General features: G+C 70.7%; 9 protein-coding genes. 4 read left to right on the top strand and 5 right to left on the bottom strand.

Annotated features, from left to right (window positions below; all coding sequences use genetic code 11):
- Window positions 1–200 precede the first annotated feature (200 nt).
- Window positions 201–764, bottom strand: coding sequence for a hypothetical protein (locus AB0D74_RS28175; protein ID WP_362592780.1), 564 nt, complete (start codon window positions 762–764; stop codon window positions 201–203).
- Between the two features lie 23 nt (window positions 765–787).
- Window positions 788–1,933 carry a type VII secretion-associated serine protease mycosin gene (gene mycP, locus AB0D74_RS28170; protein WP_362592777.1) on the bottom strand — a complete coding sequence of 382 codons (1,146 nt, stop codon included), beginning with the start codon at window positions 1,931–1,933 and terminating at the stop codon, window positions 788–790.
- A gap of 249 nt (window positions 1,934–2,182) precedes the next feature.
- On the opposite strand from mycP, the gene AB0D74_RS28165 reads away from it, so the two are divergent.
- Together AB0D74_RS28165 and AB0D74_RS28160 are read left to right on the top strand one after the other, a co-directional pair.
- Window positions 2,183–13,138 (top strand): LamG-like jellyroll fold domain-containing protein, encoded by a 10,956-nt coding sequence (locus AB0D74_RS28165; RefSeq protein WP_362592774.1) that lies wholly within the window; start codon window positions 2,183–2,185, stop codon window positions 13,136–13,138.
- A gap of 19 nt (window positions 13,139–13,157) precedes the next feature.
- The gene (locus AB0D74_RS28160; protein WP_362592771.1) at window positions 13,158–13,643 is read left to right on the top strand and encodes a hypothetical protein; all 486 of its coding nucleotides are present in this window, start codon (window positions 13,158–13,160) and stop codon (window positions 13,641–13,643) included.
- Window positions 13,644–13,760: 117 nt separating this feature from the next.
- Here AB0D74_RS28160 and AB0D74_RS28155 read toward each other — a convergent pair whose 3' ends face one another.
- Both AB0D74_RS28155 and AB0D74_RS28150 read right to left on the bottom strand, forming a co-directional pair.
- The gene (locus AB0D74_RS28155; RefSeq protein WP_362592769.1) at window positions 13,761–14,225 is read right to left on the bottom strand and encodes a DUF6114 domain-containing protein; all 465 of its coding nucleotides are present in this window, start codon (window positions 14,223–14,225) and stop codon (window positions 13,761–13,763) included.
- Entirely contained in the window at window positions 14,225–14,923 is a 699-nt protein-coding gene (locus AB0D74_RS28150) for a DUF6230 family protein (protein ID WP_362592766.1), read from the bottom strand. Before AB0D74_RS28150 ends, AB0D74_RS28155 begins: the two co-directional genes overlap by 1 nt.
- Window positions 14,924–15,534: 611 nt before the next feature.
- On the opposite strand from AB0D74_RS28150, the gene AB0D74_RS28145 reads away from it, so the two are divergent.
- Window positions 15,535–16,179, top strand: a complete 645-nt coding sequence (locus tag AB0D74_RS28145) for a Tat pathway signal sequence domain protein (protein ID WP_362592763.1) — start codon at window positions 15,535–15,537, stop codon at window positions 16,177–16,179.
- A 17-nt stretch (window positions 16,180–16,196) separates the two neighbouring features.
- Here the strand turns inward: AB0D74_RS28145 and AB0D74_RS28140 are convergent, their stop codons facing one another.
- Window positions 16,197–17,165 (bottom strand): lytic polysaccharide monooxygenase, encoded by a 969-nt coding sequence (locus tag AB0D74_RS28140; RefSeq protein ID WP_362592760.1) that lies wholly within the window; start codon window positions 17,163–17,165, stop codon window positions 16,197–16,199.
- A 463-nt stretch (window positions 17,166–17,628) separates the two neighbouring features.
- Between AB0D74_RS28140 and AB0D74_RS28135 the strand changes: the two genes are divergently transcribed.
- On the top strand, window positions 17,629–18,276 hold the full coding sequence (locus AB0D74_RS28135; protein WP_362592757.1) for a ScbR family autoregulator-binding transcription factor: 648 nt from the start codon (window positions 17,629–17,631) through the stop codon (window positions 18,274–18,276).
- Window positions 18,277–18,308 lie beyond the last annotated feature (32 nt).

The following is an 18,308-nucleotide window of genomic DNA, read 5'->3' as shown; positions in this document are numbered from 1 at the left end:
ACAACGTCCACAGCTCTTCCGGCGCCATCCGCTCGACAAGCGCAGCAGTCATCACCCCAGACTGCCGCAAGATCACGCCAACTGAAATGGCGTCTAAGGCCGCCGTCGGACCGGCCCCGGACGATCGGTGACGGAGACGGCCGGCGACGGTCGCCGTCGGACCGGCTCCGCACGGTCGCCGTCGGACCACGTCCGGACGGTCAGCGGCGGGTGGTGATGAAGGTGCTGACCTTGTCGGCCAGTTCCTTTCCGGCCTCTTCCTTTTCCGGCTCGGCAGGCGCGGCGATGGCGGCGACGCGCGGATGTGCCGAGGTGGCGCCGATGATCACGAACTGCTGGTGCGGGTTGGCGCGCGCGGCGGCCTCGGTCGCGGGTTTCATGCCGGTGCCGACGGTGACGATCAGCTCGCAGTGATGCTGCACGGCGCCGTTGAAGTACGGCAGCGCGGCCTTCGCGTCGATGGTGGGGGCCGGGAAGCGCTCGGCGTTGACCCCGCCGGAGCGTGCCGCGTCCTGCATGCCCTGCCAGGACGCCTGGCTGAGCCGGGCGTCGGTGGCGCCCGCGGGCGAGACCAGCAGACAGGCCCGGAAGTTGCGGGAGACGTTGGCGGCCTCGGGCCGGGCACTCCGGTCTCCGCCGATCAGCACGGTGAGCGTCAGGGCCGCCAGGAGGGCGACGGCCGCGGTGGCCGCGACGACCGGGTGGCCGCGTACGAGACCGGTGACGCGGTGGACGGGGCGCGCGGTGAGAGCCGGGAGCCGCATGCTGATCGGTTTCCTCCTGTGGATCACGTACGACGGCGGGAGCGGCGGCGGACGAGGAGGCCGCCCGCCGCGGCGGCGGTCACCCCGGCCGCGACGCCGATGACCGCCACGGTTCCGCCCGGCACGCCGCCGGTCGTGTCGGCTGCCTTGGGGGCGCCGTCCCCGGCGGCGGCGAGCAGCGGATCGGCGCTCGCGGCCGGAGCCGGCGCGCCCAGGGCCTTCAGGGGGTCGACGATGCCGTAGCCGAAGCGGTCGTCACGGCCCGACCCTCCGCCGGGGCGGTCGGCGGTGCCGATGAGCCGGGCGATGATCTGCCCGGCCTTCTCCTTGGGGTACGCGGCACGCAGCAGCGCGGCGGCTGCGGAGACATAGGGAGCGGAGTAGCTGGTTCCGTCCTCGGTGAGGTAGCCGCCGCTGTTCCTCGTCGAGTAGATGTCCACCGCCGGGGCCGCCAGCGCGATGTAGGAACCGGACTCGCCGGCGGCCCAGGAGCCGCCGTCGCGCGTGGTGCCGGAGACGGCGACGACGCCGGGGAACGCGGCCGGATAGGTCACCGGGTTGCCCGCCCGGCCGCTGTTGCCCGCTGCCGCGACCACGACGACGTCGTGCCGGCGCGCATAGGCGACCGCGTCCCGGACCTGCGGGTCGGGGGCGGTGGTCACCATCGAGACGTTGATGACCGAGGCCCCGTGGTCGGCGGCGTAGACGATGCCCCGGGCCAGGGCGAGCGGATCCGCGGCGTTGCCGGCGCCGACCCGGACGGGCAGCACGGTCGCCCGGGGGGCCAGTCCGGCCATGCCCTTGCCCGCGCCGCCGGAGCCCGCGATGACTCCGGCGACCGACGTGCCGTGCGAGTCGGCCGAGAGGTCGACCCGGCCGTCGGCCGCCTGCTGGGTGGCGTCGGTGCCGGGCAGGACCCGGCCCGCCAGATCCGGATGACGGGCGTTCACCCCCGTGTCGACCACGGCGACCGTGACGCCGGCTCCCTGGCTGAGTCGCCAGATCCGGGAGGCGTCGAAGTGCGCCGCGTCCAGCGGCCATTCGGCGCCGAGAGGGGTGGGTGCGGCGGGCTGCCCCGCGGTGGCCGGAGGCGCGGCGGCCAGGAGGAGCAGCAGCGGCAGGCCGGCGTATGCGCAGGCTCGTAAAGCGCCCGACCGTCCCAGTCTCATCTGCCCCCGCAGCCACTCCGATGTCCTGTGGGAGCAGCCTTGCTCGCCAACTGGAAAGAGTGGGGCGGGAGTTGGCCAGGAAATCCACATGGGCTTGCAATGTACCGGTCAACCTTGGCGGGCAATGCCGGTCTTTGTCGGCAAAGGCCCGGGATATATGCCTGTCGGCCGCCGTCGCCGCGCTGATAGAAGAACCGGCTGTCCGGAGTTGGATGTTGGGCATCGCTGGGGGCAACGATGATGGGCCGGTTGTGGAGATCCACCGGGCAGGTCCGGGTGGCGCTGAGAGCGACGGCGTTCGTGGCGGTCGCCGCGCTGGTCGGGGTGCAGGGCGGCCAGGCCGCCCAGGCGTTACCGCGAACGGCGGCCACCCCCGCCACCCCGAAACAGCAGAGCGGCACCGCTGCCGGCAGGAAGCACGCCGTGCCGTCCTCGGCGACCGGGAGCAGAGCCAGAACCTCACTGGCCGACTCCGAGCCCGGCCGGGTCAAGGGTGCGGTGGGGGCGTACCGGGCCCACGGCGCGAAGAGCGACCCGGTGAACTCCGGCAGCAGGATCCACAAGGCCCCGAAGCCCGTCGCCGCACCCGCGGCGAAGAAGCCTCGGGGCTTTGTCGCGTCCACCAGCGTGGAGCAGCCCAAACTCGACACGGCCACCACGACCGTCTTCAGGAACGCCGACGGAACCTACACCGCGCAGATCCACACCCACGCGGTCAACTACCGGAAATCCGACGGCACCTGGGCCCGCATCACCGCCCCCACCGGTACCGCTGCCGCCCCGGGAACGGCCTCCGCCGCCTCGTACCGGACGACGGCCGCCGCGGGCAACCCGACCGGCCAGGGCACCGCCTCCTCCTCGACCTACGTCGAGTCCGGCGTCACCCAGAACTTCCACGGCAACGGGCAGCTGTACGTCGGTAAGTACCAGAGCCACGACTACAACTCCTTCCTCCAGTTCAGCGGCTTCGGCACCCAGTTCGCCAACGACTACATCGTCAACTCGACGCTCTGGCTGGACACCGAGTACTCCGGCCTGGACACGACCGGCGCCTGCTCGGCCGAGGCGGTGAACGTCGCCCCCGTCTCGGCCTCCTGGGACCCGGCGAAGATCGACACCTACCCCGGGCCCGCGGCCGGCGCGCAGATCGGCACCGCCTCCTTCGCGGCCGGCACCGACTGCTCCAACGGCCGTCAGTGGGAAGGCGTCAGCCTCGACACCAAGACGGTGATGAACTGGGCGCACGGCTGGGCGTCGAACTACGGACTGCGGCTCAGCGCGGCGTCCACCGCGGCGGCGGCCAAGGAGTTCTACGCCGACGACCCCTACCTGGCCATCGAGTACACGCCCAACGGCGCCGGCGCCTCCTACTCCGAGGTCAGCTACGCCTCGCCGTGGAACAACCAGCCCGGCTGGGGCAAGGTCACCGTGCAGAACCGCGGTACGGCCACCTGGACCCCGACCAACGGCTACAAGCTCTCGTACCAGCTCTACACCGTCTCCGGCACCACCCGCACCCTCCTCACCAGCCCCGCCGCGACCCCGGCGGTGATGCCCTCGACGGTCGCGCCGAACAAACCGGTCACCGTCACCGCGTCGATCCCCGCACTGACCGCCGGGCAGACCTATCTGATCTGCTGGGACATGTCCTACAACGGGACGCTGTTCTCCACCTACGGCGTCCCGCAGGCCTGTTACTCCCTGCCGGTGGTCAACAACCCGCCGATCGTCGACACGTTCACGCCCGGCAACAACGGCTCGGTGTTCAGCCTCACCCCGACGCTGGCCGTGACCGCGCACGATCCGGACAACTACCCGGGCACCGCGCTCAGTTACTCGTTCAACGTCTACGCCAACGGCTCGACGACCGCGCTGGCCTCCTCGGGCTCGCTCACCACGTCCACCTGGACCGTCCCGGCCGGCAAGCTCGCCTACGGCAGGACGTTCTACTGGACCGCGCAGGTCAGCGACGGCAACGCCGCCTCGCTGTGGTCCGCGCCCGACTACTTCACCATCCCGGCCGCGCCCCAGCCGCTGGTCACCGCGCACCTCGGCGCGGCCCCGTACGACGCCACCGTCAAGGGCGTCGACCCGCAGCTGGGCGACTACTCGACCCAGACCACCGACGCGACCGTCCCCGGCCCCTCCGACGGCCCGACGCTCAGCGTCCAGCGCACGTACAACAGCCTCGACCCCGGTGTCTTCAAGGCGTTCGGCGCGGGTTGGTCGTCGCTGCTGGACATGCGCGCCACCGAGGACGCGGACGGTTCCGGCAATGTCGTGATCACCCTGGCGGACGGCCGCCAGGAACGGTTCGGAGCGAACGGCGACGGCACCTACAGCCCGCCGGCCGGCGACTACGCCGTGCTGTCCGCACCGGCGGGCGGGTACGGCACCTCCGGCTTCATGCTGACGGAGAAGTCGGGCACGCGGTACTTCTTCCAGAACCAGGTCACCGACCCGGTCACCGGTCAGACCTACTGGGGTCTGACCCAGTACGGCAACCGCAACGGCCACGGCCTGGACGTCCAGTGGCTGCCCGTCACCCTCACCCTTCCGGACGGCAGCACCGTCAAGCCCGAGGAGCCCACGGGGGTCGGCTACAACCTGAGCCAGGACAACGGGTTCGACGACGGCGACCACAACAGTGCCGACATGCCCGTCACCCTCCAGCTCACCTGGGGCGTCCAGCAGGTCACCGCCTCCGACGGCACCGTGAAGAACGTCCCGCACGTCGACCAGGTCACCGCCAAACCGGGCCTGTTCGCGACCACCCGCAACCCGTGGACGTACGGCTACGACTCCGCCGGCGACCTCACCTCGGTCTGCCCGCCCGCCTCCAGCAGCACCACCGCGACGGCCTGCACCCAGTACAGTTACACCTCCGGCGCCGCCTCCGGGTCGCACTTCGCCTCGATGGTCCTGGACTCCAACCCCACGGACTACTGGCGGCTCGGCGACGCGACCGGCTCGGCCACCGCCAAGGACGGCGTCGTCGCCAACGAGGGCACCACCGACGCGACCGCCGCCAACGTCACCTTCGGCCAGGCGGGCCCGCTGGCCGGCACCCCCGCCACCGCGGCCTCCTTCAACGGCACCAGCTCCTACCTGGCGCTGCCGGACAACCTGCCGGCCAACGCGAGCAACCTCGCGGTCGGCATGTGGTTCCGGACCACGCAGGCGGGCGGGACGCTCTTCTCGTACCAGAGCGGAAAGCCCGGTACGGCTGTCTCGGCGAACTACACCCCGTCGGTCTACATCGGCACCGACGGCAAGATCCATGCCGAGTTCTGGGACGGCAAGGCCACGCCGATGGCCTCGCCCGCGGCCGTCAACGACGGCAAGTGGCACTACGTGGTGCTGTCGGGAGCCCGCACCAGCCAGACCCTGTTCCTGGACGGCGCCCAGGTCGCCACCCGCACCGGCAGCACCATCACGGTGAGCGGCCAGCCCTACACCACGGTCGGCGCGGGCGAACTCGCCGGATCCTGGCCGTCGATCCCCTCAGGTAACGCCCTGGGCTGGTTCAACGGACAGATCGAGGACGTCTCCTTCCTCCAGCACCCGCTCGGCCTGCCCGCCGTCCAGCAGGAGTACGCCTCCGCCACCCTCGCCTCCCGCGAACTGACCGGCACCACCCTGCCCTCCGGCAAGACCGCGCTCGCCGTCGGCTACGACGCGCTGACCGACCGCGCCTCCTCCGTCACCGACGCCGACGGCGGTGCCTACCAGCTGGCCACCCCGGTCACCACCGGCAGCAACGACTACTACTACGGCGCCGTCCGCGGCACCCGGCCCGCCCACGACTACCCGATGACCGAACCGGCCGGCCTCACCGCCGCCGACCAGTACGGCGTCGACCGCCCGTCCGACGGCACGTCGGACGGCATCTACAACGACGTCATGCTCGGCGAACCCGGCATCTTCGGCCCCGGCGGGGACTCCGCGGCCGGCTTCAACGGCACCGACTCCTCCCTGTCACTGCCCGCCGGAGCCCTCGACGACAGCAGCGGAACCGCCTCCGTCGCCCTGTGGTTCAACACCAAACAGGCGGGCGGCGTCCTCCTCTCGTACCAGAACGCCCCGATCGGCTCGGTGCCCACCAGCTACACCCCGGCCCTCTACATCGGCACGGACGGCCTGCTGCACGGCCAGTTCTGGGACGGCAGCCTCTCCCCGATGGCCTCCAAGGCGGCGGTCAACGACGGCAACTGGCACCTGGTCGTGATGACCGCGAGCGGCACCGGCCAGACCCTGTGGCTCGACGGACAGAGCCAGGCCACCCGCACCGGCAAGACGATCGCCGGCCAGGTCAAGACCTGGGGCGAGACCACGGTGACCGTCGGCGCCGGATACGTCGCCGGCTCCTGGCCCAAGCCGCCCGCCAACGCGCAGGGGTACTTCAACGGCGAGATCGGCCAGGTCGGCCTCTACCGGACCGACCTCGGCCAGAGCAGCGTCGAGGCCCCGCTCGGGCTGTACACGGCCAAGGGCTCGGCCACCCTGCTCATGCCGTCGACCACGCTGACGGTCACCGACCCCGCGCAGCACACCGAGACGTACACCTTCGACCCGTCCAACGGGAACCGCACCACCGCCGTCACCGACGCGGGCGGCGGCCGGACGACGTACGCCTACGACTCCCTCGGCTTCCAGGACGCCGTCACCGACCCCGACGGGCACGCGACCACCCGTCAGCACGACGTGTACGGCAACGTCCTGACGACCACGACCTGCCGTCAGACGAACTCCTGCCAGACCGCGTACTTCAGCTACCACACCAACGCGGCCGACCCGATGGACCCGCTCAACGGCAAGGTCCTCTACGCGGCCGACGCCCGCTCCGGCGCCACCGGCACCGCCGACCCGGCCTACCGGACGGCCTACACCTACACCCCGTTCGGCGCCCTGGCCTCCGTCACCACGCCCCCGACGCCGGACTATCCGAACGGCCGGAAGACCAGATACACGTACTACAACGACAACGAGAGCTTCACCAACAACATCGGCGTCGTGTACACCGAGGTGTACGGGATGCTCGCCACGGTCACCGATCCCAGCGGCAAGGTCACCCGCTACCACTACTGCGGCACCGACAACCGCGGGCAGGTCTGCAGCGAGACGGACCCGTCCGGTCAGATCGCCTACTACCTGGACGACCCACTCGGCCACCTCACCACGAAGGCGGTCGGCTCCGACGTCTACCCGGTGACGTTCTCCTCCACCGGCGCGCCGGTCGGCGGCGCGCAGACCACGTACACCTACGACCCGCTGGGCCGGACCCTCACCGAGACGGGCCCGGCGACCACCGACGCGGTCAGGGGCGTCACCCACACCCCGAAGACGACGTACACGTACGACGCGGACGGCGACCTGACCGGCACGTCGACCGCCGACACCACCGGCCACGACACCACCCGCGCCACCGCCTACGTCTACGACGACAACGACCGCGTCAAGACCGTCACCGACCCGGCCGGCCAGGTCACTGGGTACACCTACGACAGCTTCGGCCGCCGGACGACCCGGACCGACGCGGCCGGCACCACCTACCGGTACGCCTACTCGCCGACCGGGCAGCTGCTCACCACCACCCTGCTCGGCTGGACCGGCGACCCGACCGCGCCCTCCGACCCGACCGACCTGGTCGTGGAGTCCCGGGCCTACGACCCGGCCGGGCGGCTCGCCTCCGTCACCGACTCCATGGGCCGGACCACCGCCTACAGCTACTTCGACGACAACCTGCTCCAGTCGCAGACCGACGCCTCCGGCACCTCCGTCGCGACCACCACCAAGGCCTACGACTACGACGCCGCCGGCAACATGACGTGGGAGTGCGACGTCTGGTCCGGCACGGCCTGCCTCAAGCAGACCCAGTACACCGTGGACGCCGCCGACCGGACCGCCAAGACCGTGGTCGACCCGTCGGGCGTCAACCGGATCACCGTCAACACCTTCGACCCGGACGACAACGTCCTGTCCCGCATCCTCACCGGCGGCGGCCAGACCCGGCAGCTCGGCTACTCCTACGACGCCGCCGGGAACCGCACCGCCCAGTCCGTACGGACCGACACCACGGGGCCGACCGGCTACTGGCCGCTCACCGAGGGCGCGGTCACGGCCGCCGACTCCTCGGGCAACGGCTTCACCGGCACACCGTCCACCGGCACCTCCTGGGGGCCGCCGGGAAGCAACTACACGTCCTTCAACGGCACTTCGGGCGCCGTCCTCACCAGCGGCACACCCGTCGTGGACACCGGCAAGGCCTTCTCCGTCTCGGCGTGGGCCTACCTGAGCGCCACCAGCACCACGAAGGACTTCACGGTCGTCAGCCAGCAGGGCGCCCAGAACAGCGCCTTCCAGCTCGAGTACAACCACACCACCAAGTCCTGGGCCTTCGTCCGCGCGAGCAACGACACCAGCACGGCCACCAACTACGTCGCCAGCGACCCCACTGCGGCCACCGCCGGCACCTGGACCCACCTGGTCGGCGTCATGGACGCGCTCGGCAACCTGAGCCTGTACGTCAACGACGTCGAGGTCAGCGGCAACTGCCTCAACTGCACCCTGGTGACCGACCCCACGCCGATGGCCAGCACCGTGGGCGTCGCGATCGGCCGGGGCAAGGCCGCCGGCGCCTCGGTCAACTGGTTCGCGGGCCGGGTCCGCGACGTCCAGCTCTACGGGCGCGAACTCAAGCCGGTCGAGATCGGCCAGCTCTACGCCTCGGCCACCACCACCGGCGAGTCCCCGGTCACCGTGGGAGCGGCGGGCTGGTGGAAGCTGGACGACGGTGAGAACCCGTCCGCCGGCGACCACTCCGGCGCCGGGAACGCCGGCACCCTGAACGCCTCGACGAGCTGGTCGACGGAGAACGGCGGCTCCGCCGTCTTCGCCGGGGCCGGACAGATCGCCACCGGCGGGTCCGTGGTCGACACCACGAAGAGCTTCTCGGTGTCCGCCTGGGCGAAGATCACCACCACCCCGACCGGCACCTGGCAGACGGTCCTGGCCCAACAGGGCACCCAGGCCGCAGGGTTCTCGCTCGACTACAACCCGACCGCGGCGCGGTGGGCGTTCGACCGGGCCACCACCGACGTCGCGTCCCCGACCCTCGCCGGTGCCACCTCCACCGCCGCCCCCACCCTCAACACCTGGACCCACCTGGTCGGCACGTACGACGCGAGCAGCGGCAAGATGACGCTCTACGTCAACGGCACCGCCCAGAACACCGCGACGGACACCACCCCCGTCGCGAGCTCCGGGCCGTTCGTCATCGGCCGCGGATACACCGCCGGAGCCGCGGCCCAGTACTTCAACGGCTCGGTCGACAACGTCCAGACGTACAACCGCGTCCTGTCCGCCACCGAGGTCGCCGCGCTGCACACCTCGGCCGGCACCGCGGGCTCCGCGCCGCTCACCACCACCTGGACCTACGACCAGCGGGGCCTGCCCGTCACGATGACCGACGCGCGCGGCAACGCCACCGGCGCCACCGCGTCCGCGTACACCACCACCTACGCCTACGACGAGGACGGCCGGCTCACCACCACGACCTCACCGCCCGTGAGCACCGAGACCGGCGGGGGAGCGGCCCAGCAGACCGTGGCCGTCGCGAAGTCGGGCTACGACACCTTCGGCGAACCGGTGGAGACCGACGACGCCGACGGCAACATCGTCACCACCACCTACGACCTCGACGGCCGCGTCCAGGCCGTCTCCCAGCCGGCGTACACCCCGCCGGACGGCTCCGGCACCGTCACCCCGACCACCTCCTACACGTACGACGCGCTCGGCGACGTCCACACCGAGACCGACCCGCTGCAGCACACCGCGTCGTACGTCTACGACCAGCTCGGCGACCGTGTCCAGCAGACCCTGCCGGGCGGCCTGGTCACCCACGTCGGCTACGACACCGACGGCGAGGTCCTCAACACCACCGACCCGACCGGCGCCAGGACCGAGGCGACGTACGACGCACTCGGCCGCGAGGCCACCAGCACCCAGGTGGAGCGCAGGCCCACCCCGGCGGCCTACACGACGAAGTACGGCTACGACGGCCTCGGCGACCTCACCTCGATCGAGGACCCGCTGCACAACACCGCGACCGCGGGCTACGACGCCCTCGGTGAGATCAGCACGGCCACGGACCCACTGGGCAACACCACCTCGTACGCCTACGACGTCGCCGGACAGGTCGTCAAGACCACGGCCGCCGACTCCACGGCCGCCACGGAGAGCTACGACCAGGCCGAGCGGCTGGTCTCCATGACGCAGCTCGACGCGAACGGCGCCACCCTGTCCTCGACCTCGTACGGCTACGACGCGGCGGGCAACCAGACGACCGCCACCGACCCCAGGCAGCACACCAGCACCACCACCTACGACGCCCTGAACCGAGTGACCGGCCAGACCCAGCCGGTGGACGCCACCACCTCGATCACGACCTCCTTCGGCTATGACGCGGCGGGCAACGAGACCCGCTACTCCGACGCCGACAAGAACGCGACCTACTACACCTACAACCCGCAGGGCCGGCAGGAGACCAGCGTCGCTCCCAGCGTCACCGGTCTCACCTCGGCCGCCGACCGCACCACGACGTTCTCCTACGACGCCGACGGCCACGAGCACAGCATCATCCGCCCTGGCGGGGTCAGGCTCACCGAGTCCTACGACGACAACGGAATGCTGACGGCGGAGTCCGGCAGCGGCGCCGAAGGCACCACCGCGGCCCGCGCCTTCGGCTACGACGCCGACGGCCGCCTCTCCTCCGTCTCCGCACCGACCGGTACCGACACGTTCACCTACGACGACCGAGGCCTCCTCCTCACCCTGGGCGGGCCCGGCGGCACGGCGAACTACGCCTACGACGCCAACGGCGGCATCAGCAGCCGCACCGACGCCACCGGCACCGCCACCTTCGGCTACGACGCCGACGAGCGGGTCAACAGCGAGACCGACCCGCTGACCGGCACCACGGCGACGCTGACCTACACCAAGCTCGGGCAGCCCAAGACCACCACCTACGGCACGAACGGCGCCACCCGCGGCTACGACTACGACGGGCTGCACGAGCTCACCTCCGACGTCCTGAAGACCCCCTCCGGGACCACGGAGGCGTCGGTGGCGTACACGTACAACGCCGACGGCCAGACGGCCACCCGCACCACCACCGGCACGGCGGGCTCCGGCACCAGCACCTACGACTACGACTTCGCGGGCCGCCTGAAGTCCGCCACCACCGGCTCCTCGACCACCGCCTACGGCTATGACGCCAACGGCAACCGCACCAGCGCCGGTTCGAGCACGGCCACGTACAACGCCCGCAACGAACTGACGTCCGTGACGTCCGGCTCGACCAGCACCACGTACGGCTACACCGCGCGGGGCACGACGTCGAGCGTCACCTCGGGCGGCTCCACCACCACGTACACCGCGGACGCCTTCGACCAGCTGACCGCCACCAGCGCGGGCGGCGGCTACACCTACGACGGCCTGGGCCGGCTGGCCACCGCCGCTTCCGGCGGCTCCACGCACACCTTCAGCTACGCCGACGGTACGAACAACGCCGTCTCCGACGGCACCCAGGACTTCGCCCGCGGCGCGGACGACGGCCTGCTGGCGGTGAGCGCGGCGGACGGCACCTCCGCACGGCTGTCACTGACCGACAGCCATGACGACGTGACCGCCACCTTCACCGCCACCGGCTCGGCGCTCACCGGCTCCACCGCCTACGACCCCTACGGCACCCCCACCGCCACCAGCGGCAGCCAGACCGACCTCGGCTACCAGTCCGGCTGGACCGATCCGGGTACGGGCTACGTCAACGCCGCCGCCCGCTGGTACAACCCGGCCAACGGCGACTTCACCAGCGCCGACACGGTGAGCAACCCGCCCACTCCGGCCGTCAACGCCAACCCGTACGCGTACGGCGACGACGACCCGCTCGACGCCACGGACACCTCCGGCCACGACGCCTGCACCAGCGACGACATCAAGGCCCAGGAGGAGGCGTACGAGGCGCAGCAGGCCTATCTCAAGCAGTGGCAGGCGGGCGCCTGGGACCGGATGGAGAAGTACTCCCAGGAGCAGCACAGGAAGTGGGAGCGGGAGAACGCCCGGAGGATGGCCCAGAACGAGGCCGACGAACGGGCACTGCAACAGCAGATCGCGGACCAGGAGCGGCAGTTCGAGAACGAGTTCGACGACGCCATGAACTGGGAGCCGTCGGGTCACTCGGGCGGCCACGGTTCGGGGTCCGGCTCGGACTCGAACAGCGTCTCCTACGGCAACTCGTACGGTTCCTACGGCTCGCACGGCTCGTCCGGAAGCAACTACTCCTTGTACTACGGGGTCGCGGCCGGCGGGGCGCTGACCTACGGCTACGGCGCCGCGAGTTCCGCGGGCGGCGGGGCCGCCGCCGAGGGCCTGGAGGCGGTCGGCGACGTCATCTGGGAGGAGCTCGCCTCCGCCAGTGCCGAGGAACTCCTCTTCGGCCTTGTCCTGGCCGCCTCGGCGGACGACGACTGCGGCGCCCACGGCGTCCCCACCCGCCCCAAGAACCAGAACCTCGGCGGCGTCAACACCACCCCCGTCATCGGCACCACCCCGGACGAGGACCCGGCCGCCGCGGCGGCGCACGACGCCACCAGTTCGTCCGCGGCGCAGGACACCGACACCGCCACCGCCGACAGCGGCGGACTGGGCGGCGGCTCCGGCACCAGGCGCGACGACCGCTGTGACACAGGGGCGGGATTCAACAGCAAGGGCAACATCGTCTACCTGCCACGCCATCTGCAGGCGGGTGAGTGCGTGGCCACCGGAGCCTTCGCCAACCTCGACCAGTCCGACTACACACCACCACCGAGACCGAACCTCAGGTTCGGCCTGCCGGGGCTGACGAGCCTGCCGTCCGACAACCGCGCGCGAGGGCATCTCATCGGGTACGCGTTCGGCGGTTCCAACAAGGACACCCGGAACTTCGTCCCCATGTACCAGGTCGCCAACCAGGACATGTTCGACTATGCGGAGGCACCGGTACTGAAGGCCATTCAGGGCGGTGGGCACGAGTTCATCGAGGTGACCCCCGTGTACGGTAATCCGTCCTCGCCGATTCCCACCGAGGTGCACTTCGTCGCCTTCGGTACCACCGACCTGGAGTGTGTCATCGAGAACACGCCCACGGGCGGTGCCCGTTGCACATAGCCAGAGAAAGGCCGTTGCCGTGTCAGCCGCAGATGTCCTCACCCCCGTTCTCGGCCTGCCCCCGCAGCGGGCCGTGGGCACCTTCGAAGCTCTGGAAAGGGAATGGGGGGTGACCTTCCCCGAGGAATACGTGGACTTCGGCCGTGCCTACGGGGACGCGACGATCTCGGACTTCGTCTTCGTCTGCGGCCCCCGGACGCTCGAGTCGTACGCCGCGAGGATGGGGCCGAGGATGGAGCGCAGCCCCTTCGTGCCGGGGGAGGTGCTTCCCACCAAGGGCGGCATGCTGCTGTGGGGCAACACGGTCGAGGGCGACCAGCTGTTCCTGGTAGACCGGGGCGGAGACCGGTGGACGGTCGCCGCCTTCCGGCGCAACTGGGCGGACTGGTACGAGTCCGACCTGACGCTGCTCGAATGGCTGCGTCAGGCCCTCACCGGGCAGATCGCCACCGACTGGCTGCCGGAGTGGCCGAAGCGTCACACCCTCGTGCCGGCGCAGACGTGATCGCGGTGCGGGCGCGGCGTCCTCGCCCCTGAGCGCCCGGTTCCCCGTGCCGGACGCGCACATGCGGAAGAGGCGGGCCGATGTTCACCGGCCCGCCTCTTCCGCACCTTCAGGCCTTCAGGCCGGTTCTCCCGCGCCTTTCCCGAAGCCCTGTGCCTGCTGCGCGGCAGCCCGCGCGGCCTTGCGGCGTTTGCGGCGGCTCACCCGCGGTTCCTGGTCCGGCAGCCAGCCGAAGATCAGGCAGCTGCCGACGGTCCCGAGGAGGAGGCCGACGAAGAAGCCGCCCAGGTTGGAGGTGACCCAGCTGCCCAGGGAGCACAGCACGCCGAGGATGGAGTAGAACAGGCGCTGTGAGGGGCTGAAGAGGGTCAGCAGACCGCACAGCACCATGACCGCCGGCAGCAGATAGCCCGCCACGCCCTGCATACCGATATGGACGACGACCTTCAACGAGGCCTTCACGGTGACCAGGATCCAGGCGCCGCCCAGGGTCAGCAGCAGACCGCCCAGGAACGGCCGACGGGCCCGCCAACCGCGGAAGGCGGGCCGCCACCCCTGATGGGGAGAGTCTGTGCCGGACATCAGCAACCCGTGTCGCTGAAGCTGAGTTTCAGGCCGGGAAGCGTGAACGTTCCGGCGGTGGTCTTGTAGTTGGTCTGCCGCAGGTTGTCGATGTGCACGGTGTCGGCCTGCTGGCTGAAGACGCCGATGGGGCCCTGGACCCCGGCCTTGGTGAGGGTGCTCGCGTCGTTGCCGATCTCGATGTTGTTGAACGACGCGTCGCCCGACAGCAGGGTCGAGTCGGTGGTCAGATCGGTCGCCTGCACCTTCGACGAGCCGCTGCCCGCCTTGATGAGCAGGTTGGTGCCGCCGAGGTCGACGCTCTGGCACAGGCTGTCCAGGGTCGCCTTCTTGATCGCGGAGGTGACGACCAGCACCTGGCCGCCGGTGTCACCGGCGTTCGGGCTGCCGTCGGCCATGGTGTCGAGCGCACCGAACTGTTCGAAGCCGGTGCCGTCGAGCGACTTGGCGGTGACCGTGAAGGGCATGCCGGAGATGTACAGCGTCACCCCCAGCGCCCCCTGGGCGGTCAGGACCCCGATGCCGGCGAGGGCCAGAGTGGCCGGCACCGCCATCATGGCGGCCCGGCGGCCCCGGACCCGTCCACGTCTCGGTGTCCCTCCGGTGTCCCCGGTGGTGTCTGGTGTTGCGGAAAGAGAACCGCTTCCCGGGTTCTCAGGCGTGTTGTCGGCGGACGGAACGTCCGGGGACTCGGCCATGTCTGCTCCCATGCATTAGTCACGCGGGTTGGGCTTCAGTGGCACGTTGTCCTGGCGCGGACACCGGCTGCCGCGCACGCCTCCTCGCAACTCCCGGCGGGTGCAAGGGCTTTCTCGTTACGCAGCAGTAACCAAGCGGCAAGTTACCGGCGGTTACCTTTCAGGGTCAAGGTAGTTGTGAAAAAAGAGTGTTGAATTCGCGTCAATTATGTTCCGACCATGCATTCCCATGATCGAATAACCAACTCCCTTGATCGGCCTTGACGCTGACGGGCGATCAGGTCTACAACTCTCCCTGGTTTCACACGGATCCGTGGCGCCGGATCCGCCGAGCGGCATCGACCGCTTCCCGGCCTCTTCGATCACCGCTCCGCTCAGCGGCGTCGGCACGGTCGCTTCCCCCCAGGGGCCGTGCCCGAACGCCTCTCGACCGGCCCGGCCGGAGGCCTAACCCCCCCAGGCTTCCGGCCGGTGTCCGGCCTGGCTGCCGTTGCCGGCCCGTCACGTACGGAGAAGGCGTGACGAGCCGGCAACGGCCGGCGCCACATCCGCGCCCCCATCACCCCCCAACCTCACCTCACGCAAGTCCCCCTAAGAAAGAGGCAACCCGCATGCGTACGCGATCCCTCCTCGCCCTCGCCGGTACCGTCGCCGCCCTCTCGATCGCGGCCACCGTTCCCGCGTCGGCCGACGGCGCCGTGCTCACCACGGGCAGCGCCGGCGGCACCGCCGTCGCGGTCGGCGACACCCTCACCGCCTCGCTGGCCAGCGGCACCACCGCCACCCTCTACTCCAGCGCCACCAGCACCAGCGGCATCACCTGTGCCGCCTCGACCTTCACCGCGACGGTCACCGACAACCCGGCCGCCCCCGGCACCGCCACCGAGTCGGCCACCGCGCAGACCTTCAGCAGCTGCACCAGCAACGTGGTCGGCGTGACCGGTGTCTCCAGCATCACGGTCGACAACCTGCCGTACACCACCGCGGTCTCCTCGGACGGCACGGTCGCGGTCACCCCGCCGAGCGGCTCGACCGTCCAGACCACGGTGAAGCTGACCACCCTCCTGGGCAGCATCACCTGCGTCTACCAGGCCGCGAGCCTGACCGGCACGAGCTCCAACACCGACAACAGCCTCGCCTTCAGCAACCAGGCGTTCGCGAAGTCCTCCGGCTCCATCCTCTGCCCCTCCGCCGGCTACTTCACCGCCAAGTACGCCCCGGTCAGCGACAACGGCGCCGCCGTCTTCACCAACTGACCGTCTTACAAAAGCCGTTAGCGTCGACGCAGACGCAACGCCAGGGCGCCGCCGCCGGTGAGCACCAGCACCGCGGCGGCGCCGCCCGCCACCAGTGGCGCCGACGGACCCGAACCGGAGTCCGTGTCGGAGGCCACCGGAGTGCTGTCGGCGGTGGTGGTCCCGGTCGTGGATGAGGCCGGGGTCGCCGCCGCCGTCCGCTGTGTCCCCGCGGCAACGCTCTTCGAGGCGCCGGGAGCCGGCGTCGTACTCGACCGCGGCTTCGCGCCCGCCGTCGCCCCGCCGTCCTTCTGCCCGCCCTCCGCGGTGCCCTTCGCCGTCTCCCCCGCCGTTTCCTTCTTCGACGCCTTCGCCGCGAACACCACGTCGGAGCACGAGTAGTAGGTGTCCGGCGTGCTGGTGGTCTGCCAGATCGTGTACAGCACCTGACGCCCCGTCCGGTCGGCGGGCAGGGTCGCGCTGAAGCGGTACGCGCCGTTCGTCAGCGGCGGGTCCTTGACCTCCGCGAACGGCTGTGCGGGCAGCTCGGACCACGTCAGCGGCTTCGCCGGGTCGTAGCCGGGCTTCGTCAGATACAGCTTGAACGTGCCGGTGTGCGCGATCGTCGCGGCGTACGTCATCGTCATCCGGGCGCCCGGGGTCAGTTCGGTCGCGGGCCAGTCCGCGCGCGCCAGGTCGAGCCCCTTGTACGCCGGCAGACCGCCGCCGCACAGCTTCCCGTCCGGAATCACCTGCCGGTCCCGGCCGTCGACGCCCGCCACCCGGATGTCGTCCCACGCGACGAAGTTCTGCCCGCTCGCCGCGATCGCCGCCTTGCAGGCCGCCGTCGAGGCGCTGCCGCCGCTGGGGGAGCAGGCGTAGGCCCGGCTGACCGGATAGGTGGGCGCGCCGTGCGCCCGGGCGGACCCCGCCGCCCACGACAGGAGCAGGAGCGGGGCGGCGACGGAGGCTCCCGCGACTTTCAGGCGGGCGGTCGTCCGAGTCATGGGGCACGTCTCCTCGGCGGGCGCGGGTACGGGATTCTGCCGAGTTGAGTACGGGAACCGGCGCCGCACTGTTCATCGCGGTTGGTCACAGCGCCGGTCGAAGTGCGCACCGCCGACCGGATCGCCCGTTTTGCCGACTCGCCGGGCGCCGTTGAGAACCAACCGCGCGGCTCGTATCGTGGTGATCATCGACGGTCGCCCGGTCGGCCGCGGTACTTGCGGGACCCGGCGCGAACACGGGAGAGGGGTGCGTTCCGATCTCGTCCGTTCGTGCACCGTGGACCCTTGTTCACGAGGTCGCAGGCGCGACTTGCCCGTGTCCGTCACCGGGTCCGCACAGTTGCCTCCCGTTGCCGCACGGTGAGCTATCGTGTGCACGGGGTAAAAAAACAAACCGCATGCCCCGTCGGTTTGGAACCGTGGCGTCGTTGAAGTCGTGAAGTCGTGAAGGAGCGTTGAGTCGATGGCGAGGCAGTTACGCGCGGAGCAGACCCGCGCCACGATCATCACGGCCGCCGCCGACCTCTTCGACCGGCACGGGTACGAATCCACCAGCCTCAGCGAGATCGTCGAGCACGCGAAGGTCACCAAGGGCGCGCTCTACTTCCACTTCGCGGCCAAGGAGGACCTGGCGCACGCCATCATGGAGCTCCAGTCCCGCACCGCCGGCCAGTTGGTGAGGGAGATGGACAGCCGTGGCTACTCCTCGCTCGAAGCCCTGATGCGCACCACGTTCGCGATCGCGCGGCTCTCCGTCGACGGCCCGATCCCGCGCGCCGGCCTGCGCCTGGCCACCGCGGACGTCACCGTACGGCCGCCGCTCAGGCACCCGTTCACCGAGTGGCTGGAGTTCGCGACGCGCAAACTCCTGGGCGCCGTCAAGGAGTCCGACGTCCACCCGGACATAGACGTCGGCGCGGTCGCGCACTCCCTGGTCTGCTTCTTCGTCGGCACCCGGGTCGCCGGCCGCAACCTGGAGCCCGTGGGCCGACTGCCGCGCAGGGTCGCCGAGATGTGGCACCTGATGATCCGCGGCCTGGTCCCGGTGCACCGGCGCGCCCGCTACCTGACCCTCGCCACCCAGCTGGAGCGCGAGATCAGAACGACATGACGACATGACGACACGAGGAGCGGTGTCGGGGG

The sequence above is a fragment of the Streptomyces sp. NPDC048278 genome (assembly GCF_040652195.1).
Taxonomy (GTDB): Bacteria; Actinomycetota; Actinomycetes; order Streptomycetales; family Streptomycetaceae; genus Streptomyces.
Note: the sequence above shows the minus strand (reverse complement) of the source record. Positions and strands in the feature narration are given on the sequence as shown.

Bases quoted from the DNA above. Each gene is read 5' to 3' on its own strand.
- AB0D74_RS28175 (WP_362592780.1), bottom strand. From the start codon at position 764: ATGCGGCTCCCGGCTCTCACCGCGCGCCCCGTCCACCGCGTCACCGGT.
- mycP (WP_362592777.1), bottom strand. From the start codon at position 1,933: ATGAGACTGGGACGGTCGGGCGCTTTACGAGCCTGCGCATACGCCGGC.
- AB0D74_RS28155 (WP_362592769.1), bottom strand. From the start codon at position 14,225: ATGTCCGGCACAGACTCTCCCCATCAGGGGTGGCGGCCCGCCTTCCGC.
- AB0D74_RS28150 (WP_362592766.1), bottom strand. From the start codon at position 14,923: ATGGCCGAGTCCCCGGACGTTCCGTCCGCCGACAACACGCCTGAGAAC.
- AB0D74_RS28145 (WP_362592763.1), top strand. From the start codon at position 15,535: ATGCGTACGCGATCCCTCCTCGCCCTCGCCGGTACCGTCGCCGCCCTC.
- AB0D74_RS28140 (WP_362592760.1), bottom strand. From the start codon at position 17,165: ATGACTCGGACGACCGCCCGCCTGAAAGTCGCGGGAGCCTCCGTCGCC.
- AB0D74_RS28135 (WP_362592757.1), top strand. From the start codon at position 17,629: ATGGCGAGGCAGTTACGCGCGGAGCAGACCCGCGCCACGATCATCACG.